At 56.2% G+C, this 26,665-nt stretch carries 24 protein-coding genes; 11 read left to right on the plus strand and 13 right to left on the minus strand.

Annotated elements, in window-relative coordinates; translation table 11 throughout:
- Positions 1–72: 72 nt before the first annotated feature.
- The 4 genes from araC to ACO0U8_RS00555 form a co-directional block, all read right to left on the minus strand.
- Positions 73–996: an arabinose operon transcriptional regulator AraC gene (gene araC / locus ACO0U8_RS00540; RefSeq protein WP_056777252.1), complete on the minus strand. Its 924-nt coding sequence runs from the start codon at positions 994–996 to the stop codon at positions 73–75.
- Positions 997–1,173: 177 nt separating this feature from the next.
- Entirely contained in the window at positions 1,174–2,178 is a 1,005-nt protein-coding gene (gene araH, locus ACO0U8_RS00545) for an L-arabinose ABC transporter permease AraH (RefSeq protein ID WP_056777255.1), read from the minus strand.
- Between the two features lie 17 nt (positions 2,179–2,195).
- Complete coding sequence (araG, locus tag ACO0U8_RS00550) at positions 2,196–3,779, minus strand: L-arabinose ABC transporter ATP-binding protein AraG (RefSeq protein ID WP_122095368.1); 1,584 nt, start codon at positions 3,777–3,779, stop codon at positions 2,196–2,198.
- Positions 3,780–3,927: 148 nt separating this feature from the next.
- Complete coding sequence (locus tag ACO0U8_RS00555; protein ID WP_056777260.1) at positions 3,928–4,914, minus strand: arabinose ABC transporter substrate-binding protein; 987 nt, start codon at positions 4,912–4,914, stop codon at positions 3,928–3,930.
- 416 nt (positions 4,915–5,330) lie between these two features.
- On the opposite strand from ACO0U8_RS00555, the gene ACO0U8_RS00560 reads away from it, so the two are divergent.
- Both ACO0U8_RS00560 and araA read left to right on the plus strand, forming a co-directional pair.
- Complete coding sequence (locus ACO0U8_RS00560) at positions 5,331–7,010, plus strand: ribulokinase (protein WP_421670061.1); 1,680 nt, start codon at positions 5,331–5,333, stop codon at positions 7,008–7,010.
- A gap of 36 nt (positions 7,011–7,046) precedes the next feature.
- Positions 7,047–8,552 (plus strand): L-arabinose isomerase, encoded by a 1,506-nt coding sequence (gene araA, locus ACO0U8_RS00565; RefSeq protein WP_421670062.1) that lies wholly within the window; start codon positions 7,047–7,049, stop codon positions 8,550–8,552.
- A 100-nt stretch (positions 8,553–8,652) separates the two neighbouring features.
- Here the strand turns inward: araA and malI are convergent, their stop codons facing one another.
- Positions 8,653–9,684 carry a Mal regulon transcriptional regulator MalI gene (malI, locus tag ACO0U8_RS00570; protein ID WP_056777268.1) on the minus strand — a complete coding sequence of 344 codons (1,032 nt, stop codon included), beginning with the start codon at positions 9,682–9,684 and terminating at the stop codon, positions 8,653–8,655.
- A gap of 255 nt (positions 9,685–9,939) precedes the next feature.
- Here malI and malX point away from each other — a divergent pair, with 255 nt between their 5' ends.
- The 3 genes from malX to add all read left to right on the plus strand — a co-directional run bounded on the left by malX (position 9,940) and on the right by add (position 14,004).
- Positions 9,940–11,553 carry a maltose/glucose-specific PTS transporter subunit IIBC gene (gene malX, locus ACO0U8_RS00575; protein WP_056777271.1) on the plus strand — a complete coding sequence of 538 codons (1,614 nt, stop codon included), beginning with the start codon at positions 9,940–9,942 and terminating at the stop codon, positions 11,551–11,553.
- Between the two features lie 60 nt (positions 11,554–11,613).
- Complete coding sequence (locus ACO0U8_RS00580) at positions 11,614–12,798, plus strand: MalY/PatB family protein (RefSeq protein ID WP_421670063.1); 1,185 nt, start codon at positions 11,614–11,616, stop codon at positions 12,796–12,798.
- Between the two features lie 207 nt (positions 12,799–13,005).
- A complete protein-coding gene (gene add, locus ACO0U8_RS00585) occupies positions 13,006–14,004 on the plus strand; it encodes an adenosine deaminase (protein ID WP_056777285.1) in 999 nt (332 codons plus the stop codon).
- Positions 14,005–14,068: 64 nt separating this feature from the next.
- On the opposite strand, the gene ACO0U8_RS00590 is transcribed toward add, so the two are convergent.
- The 4 genes from ACO0U8_RS00590 to ACO0U8_RS00605 all read right to left on the minus strand — a co-directional run bounded on the left by ACO0U8_RS00590 (position 14,069) and on the right by ACO0U8_RS00605 (position 17,984).
- The gene (locus ACO0U8_RS00590; RefSeq protein WP_056777287.1) at positions 14,069–15,079 is read right to left on the minus strand and encodes a bile acid:sodium symporter family protein; all 1,011 of its coding nucleotides are present in this window, start codon (positions 15,077–15,079) and stop codon (positions 14,069–14,071) included.
- Positions 15,080–15,139: 60 nt separating this feature from the next.
- Positions 15,140–16,183, minus strand: a complete 1,044-nt coding sequence (locus tag ACO0U8_RS00595) for an oxidoreductase (RefSeq protein ID WP_056777292.1) — start codon at positions 16,181–16,183, stop codon at positions 15,140–15,142.
- 156 nt (positions 16,184–16,339) lie between these two features.
- Positions 16,340–17,362: a LacI family DNA-binding transcriptional regulator gene (locus ACO0U8_RS00600; RefSeq protein ID WP_421670064.1), complete on the minus strand. Its 1,023-nt coding sequence runs from the start codon at positions 17,360–17,362 to the stop codon at positions 16,340–16,342.
- 196 nt (positions 17,363–17,558) lie between these two features.
- Positions 17,559–17,984: a CopD family protein gene (locus ACO0U8_RS00605; protein ID WP_421670065.1), complete on the minus strand. Its 426-nt coding sequence runs from the start codon at positions 17,982–17,984 to the stop codon at positions 17,559–17,561.
- Positions 17,985–18,184: 200 nt separating this feature from the next.
- On the opposite strand from ACO0U8_RS00605, the gene ACO0U8_RS00610 reads away from it, so the two are divergent.
- Positions 18,185–18,778, plus strand: coding sequence for a TetR/AcrR family transcriptional regulator (locus tag ACO0U8_RS00610; RefSeq protein WP_056777300.1), 594 nt, complete (start codon positions 18,185–18,187; stop codon positions 18,776–18,778).
- A complete protein-coding gene (locus tag ACO0U8_RS00615; RefSeq protein WP_421670066.1) occupies positions 18,775–19,689 on the plus strand; it encodes a DMT family transporter in 915 nt (304 codons plus the stop codon). The genes ACO0U8_RS00610 and ACO0U8_RS00615 overlap by 4 nt, the downstream gene beginning before the upstream one ends.
- 58 nt (positions 19,690–19,747) lie before the next feature.
- Here ACO0U8_RS00615 and ACO0U8_RS00620 read toward each other — a convergent pair whose 3' ends face one another.
- The 3 genes from ACO0U8_RS00620 to ACO0U8_RS00630 all read right to left on the minus strand — a co-directional run bounded on the left by ACO0U8_RS00620 (position 19,748) and on the right by ACO0U8_RS00630 (position 22,102).
- Positions 19,748–20,278: a chorismate mutase gene (locus ACO0U8_RS00620; protein ID WP_421670067.1), complete on the minus strand. Its 531-nt coding sequence runs from the start codon at positions 20,276–20,278 to the stop codon at positions 19,748–19,750.
- A gap of 80 nt (positions 20,279–20,358) precedes the next feature.
- Positions 20,359–21,195 (minus strand): helix-turn-helix domain-containing protein, encoded by an 837-nt coding sequence (locus ACO0U8_RS00625; protein WP_183846958.1) that lies wholly within the window; start codon positions 21,193–21,195, stop codon positions 20,359–20,361.
- A gap of 139 nt (positions 21,196–21,334) precedes the next feature.
- Complete coding sequence (locus ACO0U8_RS00630; RefSeq protein WP_421670068.1) at positions 21,335–22,102, minus strand: phytanoyl-CoA dioxygenase family protein; 768 nt, start codon at positions 22,100–22,102, stop codon at positions 21,335–21,337.
- A 330-nt stretch (positions 22,103–22,432) separates the two neighbouring features.
- On the opposite strand from ACO0U8_RS00630, the gene yahO reads away from it, so the two are divergent.
- The 4 genes from yahO (at position 22,433) to ACO0U8_RS00650 (ending at position 25,860) form a co-directional block, all read left to right on the plus strand.
- Positions 22,433–22,711, plus strand: a complete 279-nt coding sequence (yahO, locus tag ACO0U8_RS00635; protein WP_056777315.1) for a DUF1471 family periplasmic protein YahO — start codon at positions 22,433–22,435, stop codon at positions 22,709–22,711.
- 203 nt (positions 22,712–22,914) lie between these two features.
- Entirely contained in the window at positions 22,915–23,913 is a 999-nt protein-coding gene (locus ACO0U8_RS00640) for an LLM class flavin-dependent oxidoreductase (RefSeq protein WP_056777318.1), read from the plus strand.
- A gap of 10 nt (positions 23,914–23,923) precedes the next feature.
- Entirely contained in the window at positions 23,924–24,484 is a 561-nt protein-coding gene (locus ACO0U8_RS00645; RefSeq protein ID WP_056777321.1) for a GNAT family N-acetyltransferase, read from the plus strand.
- 32 nt (positions 24,485–24,516) lie between these two features.
- Complete coding sequence (locus ACO0U8_RS00650; protein ID WP_421670069.1) at positions 24,517–25,860, plus strand: LLM class flavin-dependent oxidoreductase; 1,344 nt, start codon at positions 24,517–24,519, stop codon at positions 25,858–25,860.
- 73 nt (positions 25,861–25,933) lie between these two features.
- Here ACO0U8_RS00650 and ACO0U8_RS00655 read toward each other — a convergent pair whose 3' ends face one another.
- Complete coding sequence (locus ACO0U8_RS00655; RefSeq protein WP_056777328.1) at positions 25,934–26,590, minus strand: FCD domain-containing protein; 657 nt, start codon at positions 26,588–26,590, stop codon at positions 25,934–25,936.
- Positions 26,591–26,665 lie beyond the last annotated feature (75 nt).

The raw sequence follows: 26,665 nt of genomic DNA on the forward strand, positions 1-26,665 counted from the left end.
ACCGGCTTTTTTTTGTCTGCTTTATCAGCGTTCGTCTGAATTTTGCTCATCACTGTTCAGGCTGTGCGAGGCTCAGAAGTGATAAGCCACCGCATTATCCGCCTGCGCCCGGTAAGGCTTTGCCGGGTAATTGATCTCGACGCTGCGGCGGCGGAAATCACTCGGGCTGACCCCCACCCGTTTGCGAAATACCCTTGAGAAGTACAGCTGATCGTCATATCCCACCACGCGCCCGATGGTCGCGATTGATTCCTGCGTCGTCTGCAACAGCAGTTTGGCGCGGATCACCCGCTGATCTTCCCGCCAGCGCAGAATGTTAATCCCCACCTGCTCGCGGAACAGATGCGCCAGCCGCGATGGCGACAGGCACACATGGCGGGCGACTTCGTCAATGCGCAGCTCACCGGCCAGATTACCGGTAATAAACTGACAGGCTTCGATAACGCGCGGATCCATGATTTTTTGCGGGCTCTGCGGGTCTTCTTCCATTGCGCGCAGCAACAGACGTTCCAGCAGGTTCATGCCCAGTTCTTCGCAAAAACGGCGGCCTGATTTTTGCGTCTGTTCGATGTTTGCGAACAGCCGGTCGAATTCCAGCAACAGGGTGTTATTCGGCAAAGAGAGACGCCCGACGTCGCGGGTTTTGGTGTGCCATTCCAGCCAGTCGGCCCAGTAGGCGCGCGGGCGGAAATAGACCCAGCGGTGATACCAGGAGTCTGCGTTAGCCGAGCGGCTGTAAAGATGGCGCGCTTTCGGCGGGAACAGCAACAAATCGCCGGGGTTGCAATAAAAGGTATCCTCGCCGTCAAAAACTTTCCCCTGGCCTTTTACCGTCAGGTTGAGAATAAAGCCTTTCATGCCGCCGGGGCGGTCAATGGCGAAATCCAGCGGGCCATCAGCAAGGATCGGTGTCATTCCGGCGACCAGATAAGCATTAAAACTGTAACCCGGTAACAGCGGATTTTGCTGCTGATCCTGAATCATGCGGTGATACATCGAACCTCCTGAACATCACGTGGCTATGGATTTTTCATCTATTCTAATCGGCGGTGAAAACGCTGCCAGTAAAGGTTATCAATTTGTGAACAACCACGCGTTTTTACGGCACTTAACCCCTGAAAGCGTCAAATGCCGTGAAAAAAGCGCGGTGAAAGCGTTATCACAAAACCGGTTTTACAGGGTCTTTTTCGCTTTCTGCTTGTAGCGGTCGAAGATCACCGCCGCCAGCAGGATCAAGCCACGCACCACGTACTGCGAGAACGGGGAAATGTTCAGCAGGTTCATGGCATTTTCAACCGTACCGAGGATCAAAATCCCGGATACCACGTAGGAAATCTTGCCAATACCGCCCTTCAGTGAAACGCCACCCAGCACACAGGCGGAGATGACGATCAGTTCAAAGCCCAGCGAAGTCATTGGCTGGCCGCTGGTCATACGCGACGCCAGAATGATCCCCGCGGCCGCCGACACCAGCCCGGACAACATGAAAATGATGATTTTGGTACGCACCACCGGCACACCGGCCAGACGCGCCGCGTCCTCATTACCGCCAATCGCCAGCGTATTACGCCCGAAAGTGGTTTTGTTGAGCAGCAGCCCGAAGATAATCAGACAGCCGACAGTCAGCCAGATCGGTGCAGGCAGCCCGAACCAGTTGGCATAACCGAGGGCGAAGAAACGCTCGTCTTCGATACCGACCGCTTTACCGTCGGAAATGATATACGCCAGACCGCGCACAATCTGCATGGTTGCCAGCGTGGTGATCAGGGCATTGATTTTCAGCCGGGCGATCACGAAACCGTTAAGTAAACCGGTCAGCATCCCCAGCACCAGCCCCGCACCGACGCCAATCCACAGGCTTTCGGTGAGGTTAATCACCACCGCCGTGGTAACACCCGCGCAGGCAATGACCGATGCCACGGACAAATCGAAATCACCGGAAGCCAGACAGAACAACATGCCGCAGGCGACCATCCCGGACATTGAAATCGCCAGCCCCAGACCTTTCATGTTGATGAAAGAACTGAAGTTTGGCACGAAAATGGTACAGGCGATGAACAGCACGGCGAACACCACTAACATGCCGTAACTGTCCCAGATACGCATCAGGCCCTGGCCGCCGCGTGAAGCCGCTGAGGGTTGATCCGGTTTGGCGGAATTGGTTGTCATACTCGACATAATATTTTGCTCCTCGGTCAGGCTGCGTCAGGGGCAGAAGTCAGGTCTGGCGTTCGCAACATCGCGAGCCCCAGCGCTTTTTCTTCGGTGGCTTCGTCATGGGACAGTTCGCCGGAGATGGCGCCTTCGCGCATCACCACAATTCTGTCGGCCAGACCCAGCACTTCCGGTAAGTCACTGGACGCAAACAGCACCGCAATGCCTTGTTTTGCCAGAGAATAAATCACGTTATAAATTTCATGTTTCGCGCCGACGTCAATGCCGCGCGTCGGTTCATCCAGCAAAATCACTTTCATGTCTTCCGACAACCAGCGGCCAAGAATGGCCTTTTGCTGATTACCGCCGGACAAATTCATGATCAGCTGCTGATCGCTCGGGGTTTTAATATTCAGCGCCTCGATATGCTTGCGCGCATTTTTCGCTTCCCAGGCGTTGTTGATCAGGCACCCTGCTTTCACCGTTTTACGGCGGGCACTGATGTTGATGTTGTCGCGCACCGAGTGAACCGGAATGATGCCGTCAGCCTTGCGGTCTTCCGGGCAAAGCATGATGCCCTGACGAATGGCATCCGCCGGTTTACGGATGTTCATCACCGCACCGTCCAGCCTCAGTGTGCCGCCGGTTATGCGCGTGCCGCCGAATAATCCTTTCATCAGCTCGCTGCGCCCTGCACCAACCAGCCCGAACAGACCGACAATTTCCCCCTGACGCACCGTCAGGCTGACCGGCGTTCTCACGCCCGGCGCTTTGACTTCATCCAGTTCGAGGCGGATTTCGCCATGCGGACGCGGTGCATAACCGTATATATCATCCAGATTACGGCCCACCATCGCCTGCACCAGTTTGCTGTTATCGACCTGCGTCATGTCGTCGAAGGTACGCACATAGCGGCCATCCTTGAATACCGTGACAGCGTCACTTAACGCGAAGATTTCTTCCATACGGTGGGAAACATACAAAATCACGCGCCCTTCGGCACGCAACTCACGGATAACCCTGAACAATTGTTCGATTTCACGGGCAGAGAGCGAACTGGTTGGCTCGTCAAAGGCAATGATTTTGGCGTTACGCGCCAGGGCTTTGGCGATCTCCACCATCTGCCACTGACCGATGGAGAGATACTTGAGCGGCGTATCCGGGTTGATGTCCAGCCCGAGGTGTTCGAGCTGAATTTTGGCTTCATAGCGCAGCAGTTTACGGTTCACAAAACCGTGTTTGCTCGGCAATTGTCCGAGGTAAATGTTTTCTGCCACCGTCATTTCCGGCACCAGATGTAATTCCTGATAAATAATCGCCACGCCCGCATCAAGTGCGTCAGTGGTTTTATTAAAACTGACCGGCTGGCCTTTAATGTGAATAACGCCTTGCGACGGCTGATAATTACCGCTGAGGATTTTTAACAGCGTCGATTTACCTGCGCCATTTTCGCCCATCAGTGCGTGAATTTGCCCGGCATAACAATTGAAAGAAATTCCGTCCAGCGCTTTCACGCCCGGAAAAGTTTTGCCAATGTCATGGAATTCCAGATACGGCTTGGCCGCATCAAACTCCGTCAGCGACGGTTTCAGCAAAGGCGTCTTGGTTGAAGATTGCTGAGTCATAGTGGCTACCTGGAAATTAAGTGAAGTTGAATGCACGCCACTGCACAGCAGAAAACAGTACGTAACCTTTTATAAATAACTTATAAAAAAAACTGTCGTCCGTTATGCAGCAGCGTTATCTGATGCTTTTTTCAAATGATCCCGGAAATTACATGAGCCCTTTTTTCTTCAATTCTTCTTTGAAGTTGTCGCGGGTGATTAACACAACGTCAGTCACTTCGGTGAATTTCGGTGGTTCAACGCCTTTGGTCACCCATTCGTTCAGCATCTGGATACTTTTGTAACCGTGGATATCCGGGCTGGGTAACAGGGAACCGTAGAAGCCGGTTTGCGCGCTTTTCGACAGCTCATTCACCGCATCCACACCGTTGATACCGATGCCGATCACGTTAGCCGCTTTAAAGCCCTGACCTTCCGTTGCACGCACGCCACCGAGCACGGTGTTGTCGTTCATGCCGATGATCAGCCAGTTTTTCACTTCAGGATGCTGCACCAGCAGTGAGTTACCGGCATCCAGTGCGCCAGGGATATCGTTAGATTTGGTTGGCACTTTGTAGATTTGTTTTTCCGGGAAACCGGCCGCTTTCAGCGCGTCCATTGAACCGGAAGTACGACGACGTGCGGTGTCCAGCTCATCGGCGGTGATGGCCATGACGCCTGTCTCAGCCGGTTTCCAGCCACGTTTTTGCATCTCTTTATACAGTTCCTGCCCCTGACGCTCGCCGATTTTGGTCGCGGCCATCATCACTAACGGCACTTCTTCCATTGGCTTGCCTTTGGCATTCACGAACTGGTCATCCACCTGGATCACTTTCATGTCATAGCTGCGCGCTTTCGCCATGATGGCAGGCCCGAGACGGGGATCCGGCGTACAGATAACAAAACCTTTCGCGCCGTTCGCCGCCAGACTGTCAATCGCATTCAACGTTTTTTCACCATCCGGCACGGCGATTTTAATGACCTCGAAGTTCAGGTCTTTACCGGCTTTATCGGCGAAGCGCCATTCAGTCTGGAACCAGGGTTCTTCAGGCTGTTTAACCAGGAAACCCAGCTTCGGATTTTCTGCTGCCATAGCTGAATGTGACATAACGGCTGCTAACCCTACCGCCGCTAATGCCTTAGTGAATTTATGCATGATGTTCTCCGACTTTTATTGTTGTTTTTCACAATTGCGCTCTGAAACCTGGTGGTTTGCCGCCATCGTGAAAACGTTATCAGTAGCGTAAGGAAACAAAGTGAGGATGCGCCGAAGTCCTGTGTATAGCGGATTTACGTCACACTCTCTTGTAAGACGGGTTAAGTTTTAGCGGTAATTTTGCAGCGGAATGTAGAGCGCTATCACACGCCGGGAAAACAGCAGGAATGTGCATAGATATAGCGATTTTAGCCAAACGCTAACATTTGACCAACCTCACAGAAACATCATTGGGAGCAGATTTGTGCATACTTCCAGCTAACGCCTCCTCACAGCCTTTTTGACATCCTCCTACTGTTAGAGCAATTCGATTCGCCGCCGTAATGACTACGGCAAACCTGAAGGAGTGAGAAAGAATGACGCAAGGTGCGATTGCTCTTGGTCTGGATTTTGGCAGCGATTCTGTCCGTGCACTGGCCGTAGATTGTCAGACGGGTGCTGAGATAGAAACGGATGTCGTGTATTACCCGCGCTGGAATGAAGGCCGTTACTGTGATGCGGCTAAAAATCAGTTCCGCCATCACCCGCTCGACTATATAGAAGCGATGGAACAGGCGATAAAAAACGTGGTGACCCGCCTGGGCCATGAGCGCGCCGCCCGCGTGGTCGGTATCGGGGTCGATTCCACCGGCTCAACCCCCGCGCCTGTCGATCATCAGGGCAACATTCTGGCGCTGAACCCGGAATTTGCCGAAAACCCGAACGCCATGTTCGTGCTGTGGAAAGATCACACGGCAATAGAAGAAGCCGAAGAGATCAACCGTCTGTGCCGCAGCGGCGATTTCCCTGATTACTCCCGCTACATCGGCGGCGTCTACTCCTCCGAATGGTTCTGGGCGAAAATCCTGCACGTTTCCCGCGCTGACGCCGCGGTGAAAGAAGCCGCCGCGTCGTGGGTCGAACTGTGCGACTGGGTGCCCGCCCTGCTTTCCGGCACCACCGCGCCGGACAAAGTGGTGCGCGGACGTTGCAGCGCCGGGCACAAAATGCTCTGGCATCCGTCGTGGGGCGGCCTGCCACCGAAAGATTTCTTCGCCGCCCTTGATCCGTTGCTGGTCGAAAACCTGCCGTATCCGCTGTTTACCGATACCGTCACCGCCGAACAGGCCGTCGGTACACTCACCCCTGAATGGGCAGCACGTCTCGGTTTACCGGCAAGCGTGGTGCTTTCCGGCGGCGCATTCGACTGCCATATGGGCGCCGTCGGTGCGGGCGCACAGCCGTATACGCTGGTGAAAGTCATCGGCACGTCCACCTGCGACATTCTGATTGCCGATAAAGCCCGCGTTAACGATCGTGCCATTGCCGGGATTTGTGGTCAGGTCGAAGGCAGCGTGGTGCCGGACATGATCGGGATGGAAGCCGGGCAGTCAGCCTTTGGCGACATGTACGCCTGGTTCAGCCGTCTGCTGAGCTGGCCGCTGATTCAGGCGGCAAAAACCCATCCTGAACTGCAAACACAGTTAACCGCATTACAAAAAAACCTCCTGTCGGATCTCACCGCCGCCTGGGCCGCCAATCCGAAACTGGATCACCTGCCGCTGGTGCTCGACTGGTTCAACGGCCGCCGTACGCCGTTTGCCAACCAGCGCCTGAAAGGCGTGATTACCGATATCAATTTAGGTACCGAAGCGCCGGAACTGTTCGGGGGCTTTATCGCCGCCACCGCCTTTGGCGCACGCGCCATCATGGAGTGTTTCGAACAGCAGGATATTCCGGTGGAAAACGTCCTGACCCTCGGTGGCATTGCGCGTAAATCGCCGGTCATCATGCAGGTGTGCGCCGACGCCATGAACCGGCCGCTGCAAATTGTTGCGTCTGATCAGTGCTGTGCGCTGGGTGCGGCGATCTTTGCCGCCGTCGCCGCCGGTGAATTCAGCGACGTGCCTGCCGCGCAGGAAAAAATGGCCTGCAGCATCGAACGCACGCTGCTGCCGGATCCGCAGCGCGTCGAGCAATATCAGCGCCTGTACGAACGTTATCAGCAATGGTGTGTCACGACTGAACCGCTGTTCGCAGCGAAGACGACGCATTAATTCCTCTTTCTCATATCCGATATTCAGGAGTAACAAATGGACGCGTTTAAACATCTCGAAGTGTGGTTCGCTATCGGCAGTCAGCATCTGTACGGGCCGGAAACGTTACGTCAGGTCAAAGAGAATGCCGAAAAAGTGGTGAACGGCCTGAACACGGAAGCCGGTTTGCCGATTAAGCTGGTGCTCAAACCCCTGGTGACCACGCCGGACGAAATCACCGCCCTGTGCCGCGAAGCCAACTACCACAACCCGTGCGTGGGGATCATCACCTGGCTGCACACCTTCTCGCCGGCCAAAATGTGGATTGCCGGCCTGAGCATCCTGCACAAGCCGCTGTTACAGTTCCATACGCAGTTCAACGCCGAAGTGCCGTGGGACACCATGGACATGGACTTCATGAACCTGAACCAGACTGCGCACGGTGGCCGTGAATTTGGCTTCATCGGTGCCCGTATGCGTCAGCAACATTCCGTGGTGGCCGGGCACTGGCAGGACGGTGAATCTCATCGCCGCATCGCTCAGTGGATGCGCGTATCGGCGGCGAAAAATGAAAGTCAGCACCTGAAAGTGGCGCGTTTTGGCGACAACATGCGTGAAGTGGCAGTGACCGAAGGCGATAAAGTCGCCGCGCAAATCCAGTTTGGCTACACCGTCAGCGCGTACGGTATCGGCGATCTGGTGAGTGTGATCAACGAAGTCAGCAAAGGTGACGTGGATACGCTGGTGGAAGAGTACGAAGCCACGTACCGTCTCACCGATACGGTTAAAATCAACGGCGAACGCCGTGAAAACCTGCTGGACGCCGCGAAGATCGAACTGGGCATGACCCGTTTCCTCGAGCAAGGCAAATTTGGTGCCTTCACCACTAACTTCGAAGATCTGCACGGCATGAAACAACTGCCGGGGCTGGCGGTACAGCGTCTGATGCAAAAAGGCTACGGCTTTGGCGGCGAAGGCGACTGGAAAACGTCTGCCCTGCTGCGCATCATGAAAGTGATGGCCAGCGGCCTGAAAGGCGGCACGTCGTTTATGGAAGATTACACCTACCACTTCAAACCAGGGAACGATCTGGTGGTGGGCTCGCACATGCTGGAAGTGTGCCCGTCGATTGCCAAAGAAGAAAAACCGTTGCTGGATGCGCAATTTCTCGGCATAGGCGGCAAAGCGGATCCGGCGCGTCTGATCTTCTCCACCCCGGCAGGTCCGGCGGTGAATGCCAGCGTCATCGACATGGGCGACCGCTTCCGTCTGCTGGTCAATCTGGTGGATACCGTCGAACAGCCTCATCCTCTGCCAAAACTGCCGGTCGCCCGCGCTATCTGGAAAGCACAGCCATCACTGGCTACCGCAGCAGAAGCCTGGATCCTCGGCGGCGGCGCGCACCACACGGTATTCTCGCAGGCACTGGATATCGACGCGCTGCGTCTTTATGCCGAGCTTTCCGGAATTGAGTTGCTGGTGATAGATAACGACACGACGCTGGCAGACTTCAAAAACCAGATCCGCTGGAATGAGGTGTATTACAAGCTGTGCAGCCGTTAATCACGCAGGCCGTCGCCACGGCGGCCATGTGAATCACGCTGAGTCATCATGAGATTTCGCAGCGGCGCGCAGAGTCTGTTGTGCCGCTGTGAAATCCGCCTTACGCCGATTCCCTCTCCACCAGCCCCGGTGCGACGATAATATTTTGCGCTTCCAGATTTTGCCCCCCAATCCTCAGCATTAACCGGCGTGCCGCCGAATAACCAATTTCCCTGGCCGAGTTGACGATTGACGTCAGCGGAGGCTCGGTCAGCGCGGATTCCGGCGCATCCTCCATGCCGATCAGCGCGACTTTTTGCTGGAAGAAGTTATCAACTGCGCCGCCGCCGACCTGGGTGCCGGTGCGCATCACGCCAAAATAGGCACCGAGCGCAACGGAGGCTTTATGGCAGACGATGGCGCTGATTTTCGGGTAACGGGATAACAAGGCTTCTGCTGCATCGGCGGCGCATTTCTGCTGATAATCACATTCGATGATCCACTCACTGCGAAACGGCAGGCCGTATTGCAACAGCGTGGCGCAGAAGCCGCCCAGCCGCTCGGCGCGGGTGAGCGAATTGCTCAGGCCGCCAAGATAGGCGATCTGTTTATGCCCGCGCTTGATCAGATATTCGGTGGCCATTTTCGCGGCCAGCATGTTGTCCGGGCGCACCACATCCACCCCTTCGATACCCCCGGAGCGCGCCGCGCAGATCAGCGGTACCCCATGTTCTTCCGCTTTTTCTTTCAGCCCGGCAATCGAATTCACTCCACCTGCGATAACGATGCCGTCAACGCCGTGCGTCAGTAAGGTATCAAAACAGCGCTCAAGGCCCTTGCCGGTTGAGCCGCTTTGCAGCAGAAACAGCACTTTGCCCTGCGCCTCAAACATCTCGCTCAGCCCGGCGGTCATTTCGGCATAAAAAGGCTCGCAGATATCGCGAACAATCAGCCCGACCACGCCGGATTCGCCGCCGCGCAGCGTACTGGCCTGACGGTTGCGCACAAACCCCAGTTCATCGACCGCACGGTTTACGCGCTCGGAGGTGGTCTGTGAAATTCGTCCTTTGCCGCTCAGCACCAGTGACACCGTGGTAACGGAAACTCCCGCGTGCTGCGCGACGTCAATAATCGTGATTTTTTTATGATTCATTGGACGTCATCGTTCATTTCAAACTCCATAAAACGGGATCCTTTCCCGCCCGCATTATTTACAACATTAAAAAATAAGCGTGTCAGACAGTTATACCTAATTCACCGGATTGAGTAAAACGTTAAACCTGCCACCAGACCCCGCACAGAGGGAATGATCGAATATTGTGATTCACGCCACGTATTATTTAGGTAAAACGTTTTATCTTTAGCGCCGTCAACACACAGCTAACACCAACACTTACAGGGAGCAGCTATGCCTGCCAGTAAAAAACAAAAAATTACGCTTTGGGAATTCTTCCAGAGTCTGGGTAAAACCTTCATGCTGCCGGTGGCTCTGCTGTCGTTTTGCGGCATCATGCTGGGCATCGGCAGCTCGTTAAGCAGCCACGATGTGGTGACCCTGCTCCCCGCACTGGGCAATCCGATCCTCCAGCTGATTTTCGTCTGGATGAGCAAAGTCGGTTCCTTCGCGTTCAGCTTCCTGCCGGTGATGTTCGCTATCGCTATCCCGCTGGGCATGGCGCGTGAGAACAAAGGCGTCGCGGCGTTTTCCGGCTTCGTCGGCTTCGCGGTGCTGAATCTGGCGATTAACTTCTACCTGACCGCCAACGGCACGCTGCCGACCGTGGATCCTGCGGTACTGAAGGCCAACAACATCCAGATGATCCTCGGGATTCAGTCTATCGACACCGGTATTCTGGGCGCGGTGATCGTCGGTATCATCGTGTACATGCTGCATGAACGCTACAACACCATCCGCCTGCCGGATGCACTGGCCTTCTTCGGCGGCACCCGTTTCGTGCCTATCGTCACCACCGTGGTGCTCGGTTTAGTCGGTCTGCTGATCCCGCTTATCTGGCCGTTCTTCGCCGCTGGCATCAATGGCCTTGGCCGTCTGATTCAGGGCGCGGGCGTGTTCGGGCCGATGATTTTTGGTTCCGGCGAACGTCTGCTGCTGCCGTTCGGTCTGCATCATATTCTGGTGGCACTGATCCGCTTCACCGAAGCCGGCGGTACGCTGGATGTCTGTGGCCGTGAAGTGAGCGGCGCGCTGACCATCTTCCAGGCACAGCTTTCCTGCCCGACCACGCACGGTTTCTCTGAGAGTGCCACACAGTTCCTGTCTCAGGGCAAAATGCCAGCCTTCCTTGGCGGCCTGCCGGGCGCGGCGCTTGCGATGTACCACTGCGCGAAACCTGAAAACCGTCATAAAATTAAAGGCCTGCTGATTTCCGGCGTGGTAGCGTGCGTGGTGGGCGGCACCACAGAACCGATCGAATTCCTGTTCCTGTTCGTGGCGCCAGTGCTGTATGTGATCCACGCCATTCTGACCGGTCTGGGCTTCACCATTATGTCGGTTCTGGGCGTCACCATCGGCAATACCGACGGTAACATCATCGATTTCGTGGTCTTCGGCATCCTGCACGGCACGGCAACCAAATGGTATCTGGTACCCGTTGTGGCGGCCATCTGGTTTGCGGCTTACTATGCCATCTTCCGCTTCTCCATCATGCGCTTTAATATCAAAACGCCGGGTCGCGAATCGGAAAGTATGCCTGACGCCGCGCCGGTGCCTTCTTCCAGCAAATCCGGCTACAACGTCCCGGCTATTCTCAGCGCGCTGGGCGGTGCCGAAAATATCGTCTCTCTGGACAACTGTATCACCCGCCTGCGCCTTTCCGTCTCGGATATGTCACGGGTGGATGACGCAACACTGAAAGCTAACCGTGCCATTGGCGTGGTTCATCTCAACGACCACAATTTGCAGGTCGTGATCGGGCCGCAGGTACAGTCGGTGAAAGATGAACTGGATTATCTGATCCGCGAAGCGGCCAGCCATTCAGCTCCGCAAGGGGTGACGGCGTAAGCACTGAATCCGCAGGGCGACCTAGTGTCGCCCTTTTCAGCTTTCTTCAGGGAGTGAAAAATGACTTCAACTTCTTTCGATTTCTCCACCGTGGTGGATCGCCACGGCAGCTGGTGTACGCAGTGGGATTACGTCGCTGACCGTTTTGGCAGCGCTGATTTACTGCCCTTCACCATCTCCGACATGGATTTCGCCGCCGCGCCGTGCATTCTCGAAGCCTTGCAAAAACGTCTGCAACACGGCGTCCTCGGCTACAGCCGCTGGCAGCACGACGATTTCCTCGGCGCGGTCGCGCACTGGTATCAGCAGCGATTCAACAGCCAGATCGATCGCGACATGGTGGTATACGGCCCGTCGGTGATTTACATGGTGGCGCAACTGATCCGCCAGTGGAGCCAGCCGGGCGACGGCGTGGTGACCTTCACCCCCGCTTACGACGCATTTTTCAAAGTGGTGGAAGGCAATCAGCGCACCATGCTTTCCAGCCCGCTGACCAAAAAGGGCAACGACTGGGCGCTGGATGCCCGCCAGCTGGAAACGCTGCTGGCACAGCCGACCTGCTCAGTGCTGCTGTTATGCAGCCCGCACAACCCGACCGGAAAAGTCTGGACGCGCGCAGAGCTGACGCTGATAGCTGAACTGTGTGAGCGCCACAACGTGCGGGTGATCAGCGATGAAATCCACATGGACATGGTCTGGGGCGACAATACGCATACGCCGTGGAATGAAACAGGCCGTGGCGAATGGGCGCTGCTGACTTCCGGCTCGAAAAGCTTCAACATTCCGGCGCTGACCGGCGCTTACGGGCTGATCAGCCACAAAGCGCAGCGCGAGGCCTATCTGCATCAGCTCAAAGCCTGCGACGGCTTATCCTCTCCGGCAGTGCTGGCGATCCACGCACACGTGGCTGCTTATCAGGCCGGTGAACCCTGGCTGGATGCGTTGCGCAACTATTTGCAGGGCAATCTGCGCTATGTGGCCGACAAGCTGAATGCCGCGTTCCCGGCCCTCAACTGGCAGCCGCCGCAATCCACCTATCTGGCGTGGATCGACCTGCGCCCGCTGGGCATTGACGATAAACTGCTGCAAAAAGAGCTGATCGAACATCAAAAAGTCGCCATCATGCCGGGATATACCTACGGTGAAGAAGGCAACGGTTTCCTGCGTCTCAACGTCGGCTGCCCGCGGTCGAAAGTTGAAGCAGGAGTTGAAAAATTAATTAGCGGTATCAGGGCATTACGGTAAGCGCTTCCCCCTGCGAAGGGGGAGGATGCACGGCGTGTTTGCAGGCGTTCTCAATGCCAGCACACACATCAGACGGCTGAGTTTTTCTTCATCCCCCACCCCAACCCTCCTCTTCGCCAGGGAGGCAGCAAAACCAAAACCTTCCTTGTTGCGCAACTAAATCCAGTTATAATGCCCCGCACATTTCAATAATAATGAGTGCACACCATGATCGACACACGCCTTCCCCTCACTGATATCCACCGCCACCTTGATGGCAACATTCGCGCTCAAACCATTCTCGATTTAGGCCGTCAGTTTAATCTGACCCTGCCTGCTGACGAACTCGACGCCCTGCGCCCGCACGTGCAGGTGATGCACGCGGAACCGGATCTGGTCAGCTTCCTGCAAAAACTGGACTGGGGCGTGAAAGTGCTGGGCGACATCGACGCCTGCCGTCGCGTTGCTAAAGAAAACGTGGAAGATGCCGCGAAGGCCGGTTTGCATTACACCGAGCTGCGTTTCTCGCCGTACTACATGGCGATGAATCACAATTTGCCGGTTGCCGGCGTGGTGGAAGCGGTGATCGAAGGGATCCGTGAAGGGCAAAAAAATCATGATATCGATGTGCGTCTGATCGGTATTCTGAGCCGTACTTTTGGTGAAGATGCCTGCGTGCAGGAGCTCGAAGGCCTGCTGGCGCACCGCGACGGTATTACCGCGCTGGATCTGGCCGGTGATGAACTCGGTTTTCCGGGCAGTCTTTTCCTCAGCCATTTTAACCGCGCGCGTGATGCAGGCTGGCGTATTACCGTTCACGCCGGTGAGGCGGCAGGCCCTGAAAGCATCTGGCAGGCCATCCGTGAACTGGGCGCTGAGCGTATCGGCCACGGCGTGAAAGCAGCGCAAGATCCGGCGCTGATGGATTTCCTGGCGAAGCACCAGATTGGTATCGAATCCTGCCTGACCTCCAATATTCAAACCAGCACCGTGGCGTCGCTTGAGCAGCACCCGCTGGCGACGTTCCTGCGTCACGGCGTTCTGGCGTCGATCAATACCGATGACCCGGCGGTTCAGGGCATTGAGATCGCCAACGAGTACAACGTTGCCGCGCCAGCCGCGGGCCTGACGCAAAATGAAATCCGCAAAGCGCAGGAAAACGGCCTGACCATGGCCTTCCTGACCGATGCGGAAAAACAGGCAATCCGCGATAAAGTCTCGGCGTAACCGTTTCTGACTCCATAAAAAAGGGCGAGAATGATTCCCGCCCTTTTGTCTTTCTGTCAGCCGGTTACGCTGATGTCACGTCTTCTTTTTTCACCTGCGCAGCCGCGTCTTCACGCGCCACGCGTCTGGCGTAACGCGAGGCCAGCACCGCGCACACCATCAGCTGGATCTGGTGGAAAATCATCAGCGGTAAGACCATCGCCCCGACGGCTGCCGCCGGGAACAACACGTTCGCCATCGGGATCCCGTTCGCCAGGCTCTTCTTCGACCCGCAGAAGACAATGGTGATTTCATCTTTGGTGTTAAAGCCAAACAAGCGCGCCACAAACGTATTGATGATCAACACAATGGTCAGCAGCACAATCGAGCAACCCAGCACCGCCAGCAGTGACCAGCCGTCAATCTGATGCCAGATCCCTTCCACTACCGCCGCGCTGAAGGCCACGTACACCACCAGCAGGATTGAAGAGCGGTCGGTCACGTTAACGATTTTCTTATGTCGCTGCACCCAGCCCCCGATCAACGGACGGCACAGATGCCCGATGATGAAAGGTACCATCAGTTGCAACACAATCGACCCGATAGCATGCAGCGTATCGCTGGTGCCGCCCTGCGTATGCATCAGCAGGCCCACCAGCACCGGCGAAAGGAAAACGCCGAGAATGCTGGAGGCCGACGCGCTGCAAATCGCCGCCGGAATATTCCCGCCCGCCACCGAGGTGTAGGCGATGGCCGACTGCACGGTAGCAGGCAGCGCACAGAGATACAGAAAACCGTAATACAGCGTCGGGGTTAAAATCCCCACCGGCACCAGCCACTTCATCCCCAGACCGAGCAGCGGGAACAGTGCGAAGGTGCTGAGGAATACGACAACGTGTAAACGCCAGTGGCCGATCCCCGACATGATCGCTTCGCGGGACAACTTCGCGCCGTGCATAAAGAACAGCAGCGCGATGGCCGCGGTGGTCAGGTGTTCGAAGATCGTTTTGTAAATCCCTTCACAAGGAAAGAACGACGCGACCACCACCACACAGATCAGAATCAGCAAAAACTTATCGATTTTTAACCAGGACATGGATCTTCCTTGCCAGATAAACAGGTGCGGTTAACACCTCGTGAAAATAACAACGGCGACTTATTTTTTGACGTTCAGCGTCGCGCGTTGCTCAGAAGATTGCATACCCAGTTCGATCAGTTCCATCACGCGGATAGCGTCGCCCGCGGGCACCGGATTTTCACCCTGGCCGTTAATCGCATCACGCACACCGGCGTAATAGGCCGGATAGTTGCCCGGCAGGGTCAGCAGCGATTTTTCCGCCAGCACGCCGTCATGGCTCAGCGTCACCACGCCATCGCGCATGTCGTACCCCCAGTCAGCCTGCGGCAAACGTTCGCCCGCTTTCAGACGATCTTCCTGAGGATCCAACCCGAATTTCACATAGCTGCCTTTTTCACCCTGCACGATAAAGCGCGCCGTTTCGGCTACGGCGTAGACGGTGCTGTGCAGCACCACGCGACGGCGCGGATAGGTCAGCACGGCGTTGAAATAATCCACCGCTTTACCGCCGGGGCGCAGCACCGCCAGATCGGCCTGTAAAGTGTCCGGCGTACCGAACAACTGCAATGCCTGATCCAGCAGATGCGATCCTAAGTCATACCAGATGCCGCTGCCCTGCGCCGCGCTCTCACGCCAGCGTTCCAGCACCTGCGGTTTGTAACGATCGTAATGCGATTCGAAATAAACGATATCGCCAAGAGAACCTTCGTTGATCAGCGTTTTCACGGTCAGGAAATCGGAGTCCCAGCGGCGGTTATGGAACACCGACAGCACTTTGCCTTTTTCACGCGCCAGCGCATCCAGCTCGCGGGCCTCTTCCAGCGTGACGGTAAAGGGTTTATCGACGATAACGTGCTTACCCGCTTCCAGCGCCAGTTTCGCCAGCGGGAAGTGCGTGGTGTTTGGCGTGGGGATCACCACCAGATCGATATCCGGATCGGCAAACACCTTCTCAGGGGAATCCACTACCCTGACCTGAGGCCATTCTGCATGCACTTTTCCGGCATCACTGCTCGACACCACGGCCAGTTCCAGACCCGGCGTGCCGTCGATCAGCGGTGAGTGGAAGGTTTTGCTGGCGAAGCCATAACCGATGAGGCCAACCCGCAGAGTTTGAGACATAGTATTTTCCTTTTGTTAACGGTCTTGCCCGTCAGGACGCAATGTGTCTGATTTGACACCAGGATAAGGTGGCGAACAAGTTAAAATTACGTTTTCTAAAGGTGATAAGCCGCTGTGATGCAGGCATAAATCCCCGCGAGATGTTCCCTGATGGCCTTATGCGGATTCGCGGATCACCAGCGAATAGCCGAGATCCACCACAGTTTCCGCCACCGGAATGCCTTCGATTTTATCCGCCAGCATCCGGGCCGCCTTCACCCCGAGTTCCCACTTATCCACGCTGACGGTGGTGATCGCCGGGCGGTTATGGGCAGCAAAATTCAGGTCTGCGAAGCCGATAACTGACAGATCGCCCGGCACCCGCAGCCCCTGCGCTTCCGCCTCCATAATCGCGCCCTGCGCCAGCGTGTCAGAACTGCAAATGATGGCATCGAAACGTTTACCGTCCGCCATCATCTGGCGCAGCGCATTGCGCCCGACTTCCATATTGGCCGGACGGGAGACAATCAGCTCTTCAATCTCATGCTCAGGCCGGGTGCGCAACACCGCCTGCGCACCCTTTTTCCGCACTATCGCGCGGCGGTCAGAGGCACAGATAAAGCCGAAGCGGGTGAAGCCTTTATCCAGAAAATACGCGCCAATCGCGTTGCCGACTTTTTCATGGGAGAAGCCGATCAGCATGTCGATGGGGGTGGGCGTTAAATCCCAGATTTCAACCACGGGAATATTGGCGTTGAGAATAATGCGTTTCAGTTCTGAGGTGTGATGAATACCGGTGAGCACGATGCCGTCCGGGCGGCGGGAAAGCAGTGTCGCCACAATGTCCGTTTCCGCCTCCGGCTCGTAGCCGACAATGCACAGCAACATGTGGTAACCGCGCAGCGCCAGTTCATCGCTTATCGCCTGCACGGTATCGACAAACATATTGTTATTAATCTGCGGCACCACCACGGCGATAAGCTTGGTGCGGCTGGTCGCCAGCCCGCCGGCCAGCATGTTGGGGATGTAGCCGGTGATATTCACCGCGTCCATCACGCGGGAGATGGTCGCCGGGCGCACCACTTTTGGGTTATTCAACGCCCTGCTCACCGTCATCGGTGACAGACCGGCTTCTTTCGCCACATCTTCGAGCGTGGCCGAACGGGTTCGATTCTTATAGGTTTTTTGGGTGTTATTCAAAGCATTGCCCACTGTTTTCGGGTGTCAAAAATTAGAATGTTTGCGCAATCATTGCCAGTTTCTCACAGCGCCGCCAGCGGGTTAAGCTGAAAATGTTTAGTGTTTGTTACGAAATTGATGCCAATAAAAAATCCACGTCTGAGCGTGGATTTTTTGTTGCCGGTTAAGGCCGTTTTAGCCGGTCACTGCCGCGCCATTAAAAGGGTCTGATTACCGCTAACACCCCGATCACTGCCACGGCCACCACGATAATTGCCGACGCCTTACCTAAAATGGCGAAGTTTTTAGTCGGCTGGCCGGTTGCACGGCGGCGAAGTTCACCGGAAAGCATGCCGTGAAGGGCGGAAAGCCCCACCACCACCAGCAGTTTGATCAGCAACCAGGCGTGCGGGAATTTGCCGTAACTGACAATCATCCAGATACCGGCGATCCACAGCAGAAGCATCGCCGGGCTGGTGACGCAGCGGTTCCATTTGCGCACATAGCCGAGCAGCGCCACCTGGCTGGCCTCCTGCGCCGCCGCGTTGCCGGTGACCGCGAAAACCATCGCCATCCCCATCATTCCGCCAATCCACAACACCCCTGCAATAACGTGTACGGCATTCAGCCACTCATGAAGCATGTTTTATTCCTTCTGAAAGTTAACGACATATTGCTCTGCCGGACAGAACCAACCTGCTGTCTGCAAACGGCTTTTACCGGATTATGTCTCTTTCCCCCAGTAAAGGCACGGTTAACCCGTCCACTTTGGCCCTTTCGTTTTTCGCCACCAGTAGGTAGACTGGTATACCTACTGTTTACTCACCCCGAAGGAATTGCGCCATGCCAGTCTCCGATTCTCCCGCAGAAAGCGCCCGCGACCGCCTGCTGGGCGCGGCCAGAGTGTTGTTTTACAACGATGGCATCGCCGCGACGGGCATTGATGCCATCGTCAAAAAAGCCGGTGTGGCCAAAAAAAGCCTCTACAACAATTTCGAATCCAAAGCTGAACTGGTGGCCACGTACATTGAGATCCGCCACGACGAATGGCTGATGCTCTACAGCCGCCGTCTGCAACAGACTTCTGACGCCAGAGAAGGCGTGCTGGCGGTGTTTCTGGCGTATGAGGATCACGCGGAATTTGCCTATGAGCGCGGCTTTCGCGGTTGCGGATTACTCAATGCCGCCGCGGAGTTACCCGCCGGCGCCCCCGGCAGAACAGCCGTACGCGGACACAAAGAACAGGTGGAATCGATTCTGACTGCCCACCTTCTCACTTTGCTTAACGGCGATGAACTCAAAGCGCAGCGGATGGCGCGTCACTTCTCCTTCCTGCTCGAAGGGGCCATGTCCCGCGCGGGGCTTGAAGGCAACGGCGACTGTGTCCGGCAGGCCATGGCGATGGCAGAAGAGATGATGGAGGCGACGCAGGCATGAATCCCGCTGAACGTATGTCAGGCATGGGCGGGGTACTGATCGCCGCACTGTTGTGGGGAACCACCGGAACGGCGGCGACCTTTGCGCCGGGCGTCAGCGCCGTTGCCATCGGTGCGGTGGCGATGGGCGTTGGCGGCATATTACAGGCGCTGATCGCCCTGCGGGGCATTGCCCGTCACCGCGCCACGCTGCGCCATCACTGGCGGATGTTGCTGACCGGTGCGCTGGCGGTGGCGGTGTATCCTCTGGCGTTTTATGCCTCCATGCATCTGGCGGGGGTGACGGTCGGGACGGTGATTTCCATCGGTTCCGCCCCGCTGCTGTCTGCACTGATTGAATATGGTCTTGACGGACAACGCCTGACGCGCCGCTGGATGACCGGCGCGGCGGTGGGTGTCGCAGGCATGGTGCTGCTCTGTCTGGCCGAAAGTGCGCACTCCTCCTCCACGGCGCAGCAGTCAGAAGTGATCACCGGCATTGCGCTCGGGCTGCTGGCCGGTCTGACCTACGCGCTCTACTCCTGGGCGGCGCGTCATCTGATGCAGCGCGGCATTCCTTCTCGCACCGCCATGGGTGCGACCTTTGGCTTCGGCGGAATAATGCTGATGCCGGTACTTTTTGCCACCGGCGCGCCGCTGCTGGCCTCGTGGAATAACGCCGCCGTCGGCATTTACATGGCGCTGGTTCCGATGTTTATCGGCTATCTCTGTTACGGCTACGGGCTGGCGCGCATTCCCGCCAGTATGGCGACCACCATTACGCTGCTCGAACCCGCCGTTGCGGCCGTGCTTGCCGTGGTGATAGTCGGCGAAAGGCTGCCCGCTCTGGGTTGGGTGGGGATTGGCCTGATCGTCGCCTGCCTGCTGTGGATCACGGTGCCGGTGAAGAGACGCCGGCTGGCGCAGGCGTAGAACAAGAGACGGGGGAATGGCAGCGAAAAGTGCGCCATTCCCGCCGGGTTGAGGGGTTTTACTTAGGCTTAATCATTCCCAGCGAATCTGCCAGGCGCTGTTTATCGGCATTACTCAGGTGCGGCGCGCTGAGCAGGCTGACCATCCGCGCACGCTCTTCCTTGCTGAATCCTCCGGCATTCAGTTGCTGGCTGAGCGTGTCGAGGATCAGTTTGTCGTACTGTGAAATCCGTTTTCTGACGTCCGCCAGATCGGCCGGTTTCCACTCAGGTTCCGGCTGCGACAGCCAGTCCGCCAGATAGCGGTACTGAATGGCTTTCGCCGCATCCATTTGCGCCTGAATAAACGGCGCGACCGACTGAGGATCCACGCCCGCTTTCGCCGCCTCTTCCTGAGCTTCGGCCAGCACTTTCTGTTCCCTGACCAAATCCTCAACCGGTAAATGATGGGCCGCTTTATACCCCGCCACATCTTTCATCACCGCCATGCGCTGATTCATCGCTGAAGCCAGAGAAGTCGCCGCATCGGGGCTGGCGAAAGCCGAACTGGCCATGCAGAACAAAGATAAAAACAACACGAGCTGGTGCATCACTCATTCCTTATCATTACGGGTTAAAAAAAGTAGCATAGACCCGCAATAATACCGCAGCGTGACAATATGCAAAAAAATCAGGGCAGCTGGCTCAGCCACTGGCTGCGGTATTGCGAAGGGGATCGCGCAGTGCTTTTGCGAAACACACGGCAGAAATAATTGCTGTCCACAAATCCGCAATGACTCGCGACTTCTTTAATTTTCAGCTCGTAGCCTTTGAGCAGCAGTTTCGCCCGCTCCAGACGCACGTGATTGAGGTATTCGCTAAAGCCGATATCGCCGGATTTTCTGAACAGATGCGACAGGTAATTGGGGGTGATGTGGAAGCGTTTCGCCACGTTTTCCCGCGTCAGCGGCAGCGAAGCATTTTCGTCGATGTATTTTTTCACCATCTCAAACAGTGCGCCGCTGCGGGTCAGCACCTGGGCCCGGTTGGATAACTGCTCAAGGCAATGGCTCAGCAATCCGGCCACCACGCAGCGGGCGGTTTGCTGATCGTCGGGAAGAGAAACGCTTTCATTCATGGCCTGCAACAGGAAGGATCCCACGCGCGGGCCGAGGCGCGGCACGCTCTGTTTGTCGGTGCCGGTGAAGGCCTTGCCATCCCAGAATTGCAGGCTGAAACCCAGCTTTTCTTTGCTGAACAGAATACTCAGCAACACCGCCGGGCGGTCCCATACCGTCAGATTCCACTTCCCGCCGGGGATATAAACGGCGTCCCCCTGCCTGAGCAAACCCTTGTCGCGGGCGATACTGCGATCATGCACCTCACCTTCGACCACAAATTCGATACGCGGAAAGCTCACCACACAGGCCAGCTCCGGCGGCGGCTGGGAGTTATCCGGGAAGCGCACCACCGGCGCGCCGCTGCCGGACACCGATCGGAAAAGGGTTTCAATGACGTCAGTCAGCATGTGAGCCTCCGGGGATTTCCTTTTACCATAACATACCCGTAACAACTTCGATGTTATGCCGGTGGCGGACTCTGTGACCCTGCGCAAATTGCCAAAAAAAAGCCCGACCTGCAGGCCGGGCGTTTCACTCCGTCAGACGTCACAGCACGTCGAGTAACCATTTCTGCGCAGGTGTCAGACGGCTGGCCGTTTCAGGCTTCAGCCACTTGCGCTGATCCTGCTGCTGCATATCGTCACGGTCGATATACAGACTGTGCAGCACCCGGCGGCGTGTGCCGAGGGTGTTATTGGTGCCGCCATGCCAGGCGTGCGCGTTGTAAATCATGACACTGCCTGCGGGCGCTTCAAACATCACTTCATCAGGATGCGGCAGCCCGGGGTCGGCCAGCACCTCTTCCGGCAGCTTCGGGCGATGGTGCGTGCCGGGAATGATACGCGGCGCGCCGTTGGCGGCACTCAGATCGTCAATCGCCACAATGGCATTCACCAGATGCACTTTAGGGAAATCCGGGCGCGGTTTTTTCCAGTCTGCATGAAGCGGCTGATGCCCGCCGTGGTGCAACGCTTCGCGTCCGTTCAGGCTCGACACCTTGAAGGCTCCCTGAAAGATATGGCGGCAGACAGAAAGGATCAGCGGATGCGCCCAGACTTTTTCCCACACGGTGCCTTTGTTAATCATGTTAGCGATACGCGTCGCGGTGGCTTCCTGATGGTGTTCCACCGCCAGATTATCGCCCTCTTTTTCCACCAGAGAATCAAAGGCACTGCGCATATCTTCCAGCCAGTTTTTGTCGATAACATCATGAATAACCACATAACCTTTCGTCTCCAGCTCATCGAGTTGCGCCGGTGACAACGTCTGATTTGCGCCCAGCGCGGTGAGATACTGTTCCGTTGAAATGTTCATGTTTTGCCTCGTCAGTTAACGTTTGCGTAACATCAAACTACGGGGAAAGAAGCAGGAAAAAACGATGAAAATCCTACGGAGATCTGGATTTTTGTGGGATCGGAAACGGAATGTGAGGTTGCGCGCCATGACGGCTTTTGCCTGAAACAGAGCGGGAAGCGTTTAAAATTTTAGTTTTGCATTGAAATTACTCACAACGTCATCTACACCTTAGTGAGGTGTGAACCTGTTGTTTACAGACGGGTTTATTACTTAACAGGGTTATTATAAACAGGCGTAGGGCTAGCCAGGTTTCGTCAATTACTGGGCAATTCTCAATCTGAGGCTGACATGAAAAAATACAATGTGTTGCTGGCTGTGGCTTTGACGGCGTTTATCTCTTCCAGTGCTTTTTCCGCAGAACTGATGAAGAAAGTGGATTTTGAAAAAGTGGCGTCTGAATACACCAAAGTGGGTTCAGTGACGACGTCCAATAAAACCTCTCAGTCCGGCGCTATCGAAGACCTGTCGAAAAAAGCCGATAAAAAAGGCGGTGACGTCTTCGTTTTAACCTCCGGCAATACCAATAATAAGATCCACGGTACTGCGGACGTTTATAAGAAAAAGTGATTTTTAAACGTTAAAACAGGTTTTCTTAACATGCCCATTTCATGATGGGCATGTTATTTTTTGCGTCTTATGAAATATTCCCCGCCTGTCTGCTTTCTAATCTCATTTCCCGCACTTAAATAGCAACTATTGTTGTTTTACATCCCTTCCCCCTGAATCCAATAATCCTTGTTAACAACGTGTTTCGAAAACAAGGGAAAGCGATGGGATACCGTTTAAGTTTGCTGGAAAAAAGTCCGCTGGATGACCACGAAGATGCAGCCGGTGCGCTCAGACGCACGCTGGAACTGGCGCAAAAAGCTGAACGCTGGGGCTACCACCGGTTCTGGCTGGCGGAGCATCACAATACGGACAAACTGGCGATCTCCTCGCCTGAAATTGTCATCGCCTGGATCCTGGCGCATACCCGGCAACTGCGGGTCGGTTCCGGTGGCGTGATGCTGCAACACTACAGCCCGTTCAAGGTGGCGGAGAATTTCAATCAGCTGGCCTCGCTGGCGCCGGGACGGGTTGATCTCGGTATCGGCAAAGCGCCGGGCGGATTGCCACTTTCCACCCACGCGTTGCAGTACGCCGTCGATCCTGCCCGTAAAGGCGATTTTGCCGAACAGCTTCGCCAGCTGGATGACTGGCTGTCGGTGCCGGTCAGAGGGCATGGCGATGACCGCCTGTCTGTGACGCCGCAACCGCCGCAGCCTGCCTCACGCTTTTTGCTGGGTGCCAGTGAGCAAAGCGCGCGGCTGGCGGCGAGCCTCGGCTGGAACTTCGTTTTCGCCGCCCATCTGAATGCCGACGAGCGCGATATTTCCCGCGCCCTTTCCGCCTATTCGCATGACAGCAACGGCAGGCGCGCCCTGCTGGCCGTGCCGGTGATCGTGGCCGACACGGCGGCGAAAGCGGCCAGTCTGGTGGATAACAGCCAGCGATACCGCGTGACCGGCAGCGACGGTCAGAGCGTCAACGTCGGCAGCCTGGAACAGGCCGAGCTGTACGCGCGCCAGTCTGACGCCGCGTCTCATGAAATTGAAGAGCGCAAATCCGCCGTGCTGCACGGCACCGGCGAGGAGGTTCATCAGCAACTGGAGGCGTTGCAGGCGAAATACGGCATTGAGGAATTTGTGATAGACACCCCGCTGGCACAGCCGCAGGCGCGCCTGCGTTCTCTGGAATTACTCGCCACGTCCAGCGTGGCGCTGGCCTGAGGATCTGAACATGAGCCAAGGTATTCGTCTTGCCCGTGAGTCCGACGCAGCAGCCCTGCACAGCCTGCTGCAAAAGGCCTACGCGCCGCTTCTTGAGCACAACATTCACTTCACCATTACCCGCGCCAGCGTGGAAGACGTGCGGCAGGTGATCCGCAGTGAAACCACTTATGTACTGGAAACCGATGCCGGGCTGACCGCCACCCTGACCACCCGCTTTCCGTGGACACCGGCAAAAAATCATCTCGCCCCCTGGCCTTTTGTGCACTGGTTCGCGGTGGCCGAACAGGCGAAGGGCCAGGGTTTTGGCCGCGAAATTATCCGTCACGTCGAAGAAACGTTCTTACGCGATACGCTGAAATCTCCCGCCGTGTATCTGGCTACGGCGATCAGACACCCGTGGCTGACAGATCTCTATCTGCGCCGTGGCTACGAGCCGTTTCATACCGCGACCAATCCGCTCGGCGTCGAGCTGGTGTATCTGCGTAAAATTCTCGATCAGCAGGCATTCGACGTACAGGAAAATAAGCCACAGGTTCGTTCACTCACTGAATTACGCGCGCCGGTTTAGCGCCGCCCGGTTAAATCAATAAGGAATTCACAATGAGCCACATTAAATACCTTCGTCTGGGTGCCATTATTCAGGGCGCATCGGGAAATATGTCGGCGTGGCGACACCCTGACGCCGTCGCCGACGCCAGTATTAATATTCAGTTCTGCCAGCAATTAGCGCAAAAAGCCGAACAGGCTAAATTTGATTTCTTATTTGTTGCCGACGGGCTTTTTATTACTGAGAAATCTATCCCGCATTTTCTTAACCGTTTTGAGCCGATTACCCTGCTTTCGGCGCTGTCGCTGGTCACCGATAAAATTGGTCTGGTGGCGACGCTTTCAACGTCCTACAGCGAGCCGTTCACCGTCGCACGTCAGTTTGCCAGCCTCGATCATCTGAGCGGTGGCCGGGCGGGCTGGAATGTCGTCACCTCCCCGCTGGAAGGCTCGGCCAAAAACTTCTCCCGTGACAATCACCCGGAGCACGACGAACGTTACCGCATCGCCAGTGAGTACGTCAGCGTGGTGAAAGGGCTGTGGGATTCGTGGGAAAAGGATGCGTTTGTGCGCAACAAAGCCAGCGGCGAATTCTTCGCTTCCGAAAAATTACACACGCTGAATCATCAGGGAAAATACTTCTCGGTGCAGGGCCCGCTCAACGTCGGGCGCTCACCGCAAGGCCGTCCGGTGGTATTTCAGGCCGGCGCGTCCGAACAGGGCAAAGCCTTTGCCGCCGAAGCGGCTGACGCGATTTATACCCGTCAGGAAACGCCTGAGCTGGCCCGCGCATTCCGCGAGGATGTCCGCCGTCAGCTGGTGGAAAATGGCCGCAACGCCGACGATATCCGCGTGTTCCAGGGCATCAGCGTGATTATCGGGGACACGGTCAGCGAGGCTGAGCGTCAGTATCAGGAAACCGCGCAGTTAGTGACGCTGGAAAGCGCGCTGGATTACCTCGGGCGTTACTTTGAGCACTACGATTTCAGCCAGCACGACGCCGACGCGCCCTTCCCGGACATTGGCGATCTGGGCCAGAACAGCTTTCGCAGCACCACCGACGAAATCAAACGCAATGCGCATGCCCGCGGGCTGACGCTGCGTCAGGCGGCGCTGGAAGCCGCGACGCCACGCCCGACGTTCCTTGGCACGCCTGCGGATGTCGCCGACGGGCTGGAACACTGGTTTACCTCCGGCGCCACTGACGGCTTTATCGTGCGCGGCGGCACGCCGACAGCATTTGACGTCTTTGCCGACCAGGTGATCCCGCTGTTACAGGCCCGCGGGGTGTACCGCACGGAGTATGAAGGGAAGACGCTGAGGGAAAATCTGGGGTTAGCGGAGCCGGAAAACCAGTTTGCGGCGCAGGCCGCACAAGAGGAAATTGCCACCGCGTAAGGTGCAGCCAGACAGGTGGTCACCGTCCTGTCTGGCTTTTGTTCATTCTCACCACCCGTTTATGCCCAACCTCTCAGAAATAGTGCTTTTCCAGAATGGCAGAACCGTCATCAATGGATTTGTGAATCAGCTTCACGCAGCGTTTGCTGTCACCCGCCTCTAACGCCAGCAGCAGCTGATCGTAATTATGCTGGCCCTGTGCCATGTGCGCCGATTGCGGATAGAGATAGTTAAAACACGGACCGATTTGCACCCAAAGTTGTTCAATCAGCGCCGTCAGCGTCGGCATACCGGCGATGTCATACAGCGCAAAACGAAACTCGCGGTTAGCCTGTAACGCCTCTTCCACGTTATTCACCACTTTCGCCGCCATAAATTGGGCATTCAGCGTTTTCAGCTGCGTCAGGCAGGCTGGCGTTGCCCGCTCACAGGCCTGAGACACCGCCAGACCTTCGAGATTTTTACGGATCAGCGTGATTTCCTGATAACGCGTCAGCGCGATTTTAGGCACCAGAAATGCCTGCGCAGGCGTGGCATCCAGCGCGCCCGCAGACACCAGCCGCAGCAGTGCCTCGCGCACCGGCGTGACGCTGGTGCCCAGTTGCGCCGCAATCTCTTTCGTGACCAGACGCGCGCCGGGCTTGAGGATGCCGACGATCAGCGCCCCTTTCAGTTTGGCTTCGACCTGCATGGTTAAACTGACACGCTGCGCTTTTTCCATCTCAAACATGTGACATTTTCCTTTAGCAAAAATATGGCTTTTCTTTTGCGGTTTAATCCGTAGCTTGCCAAAAATACATTATAT

This window comes from Rahnella sp. EDr1-12 (assembly GCF_049206505.1).
In the GTDB taxonomy this organism is placed as follows: domain Bacteria; phylum Pseudomonadota; class Gammaproteobacteria; order Enterobacterales; family Enterobacteriaceae; genus Rahnella; species Rahnella rivi.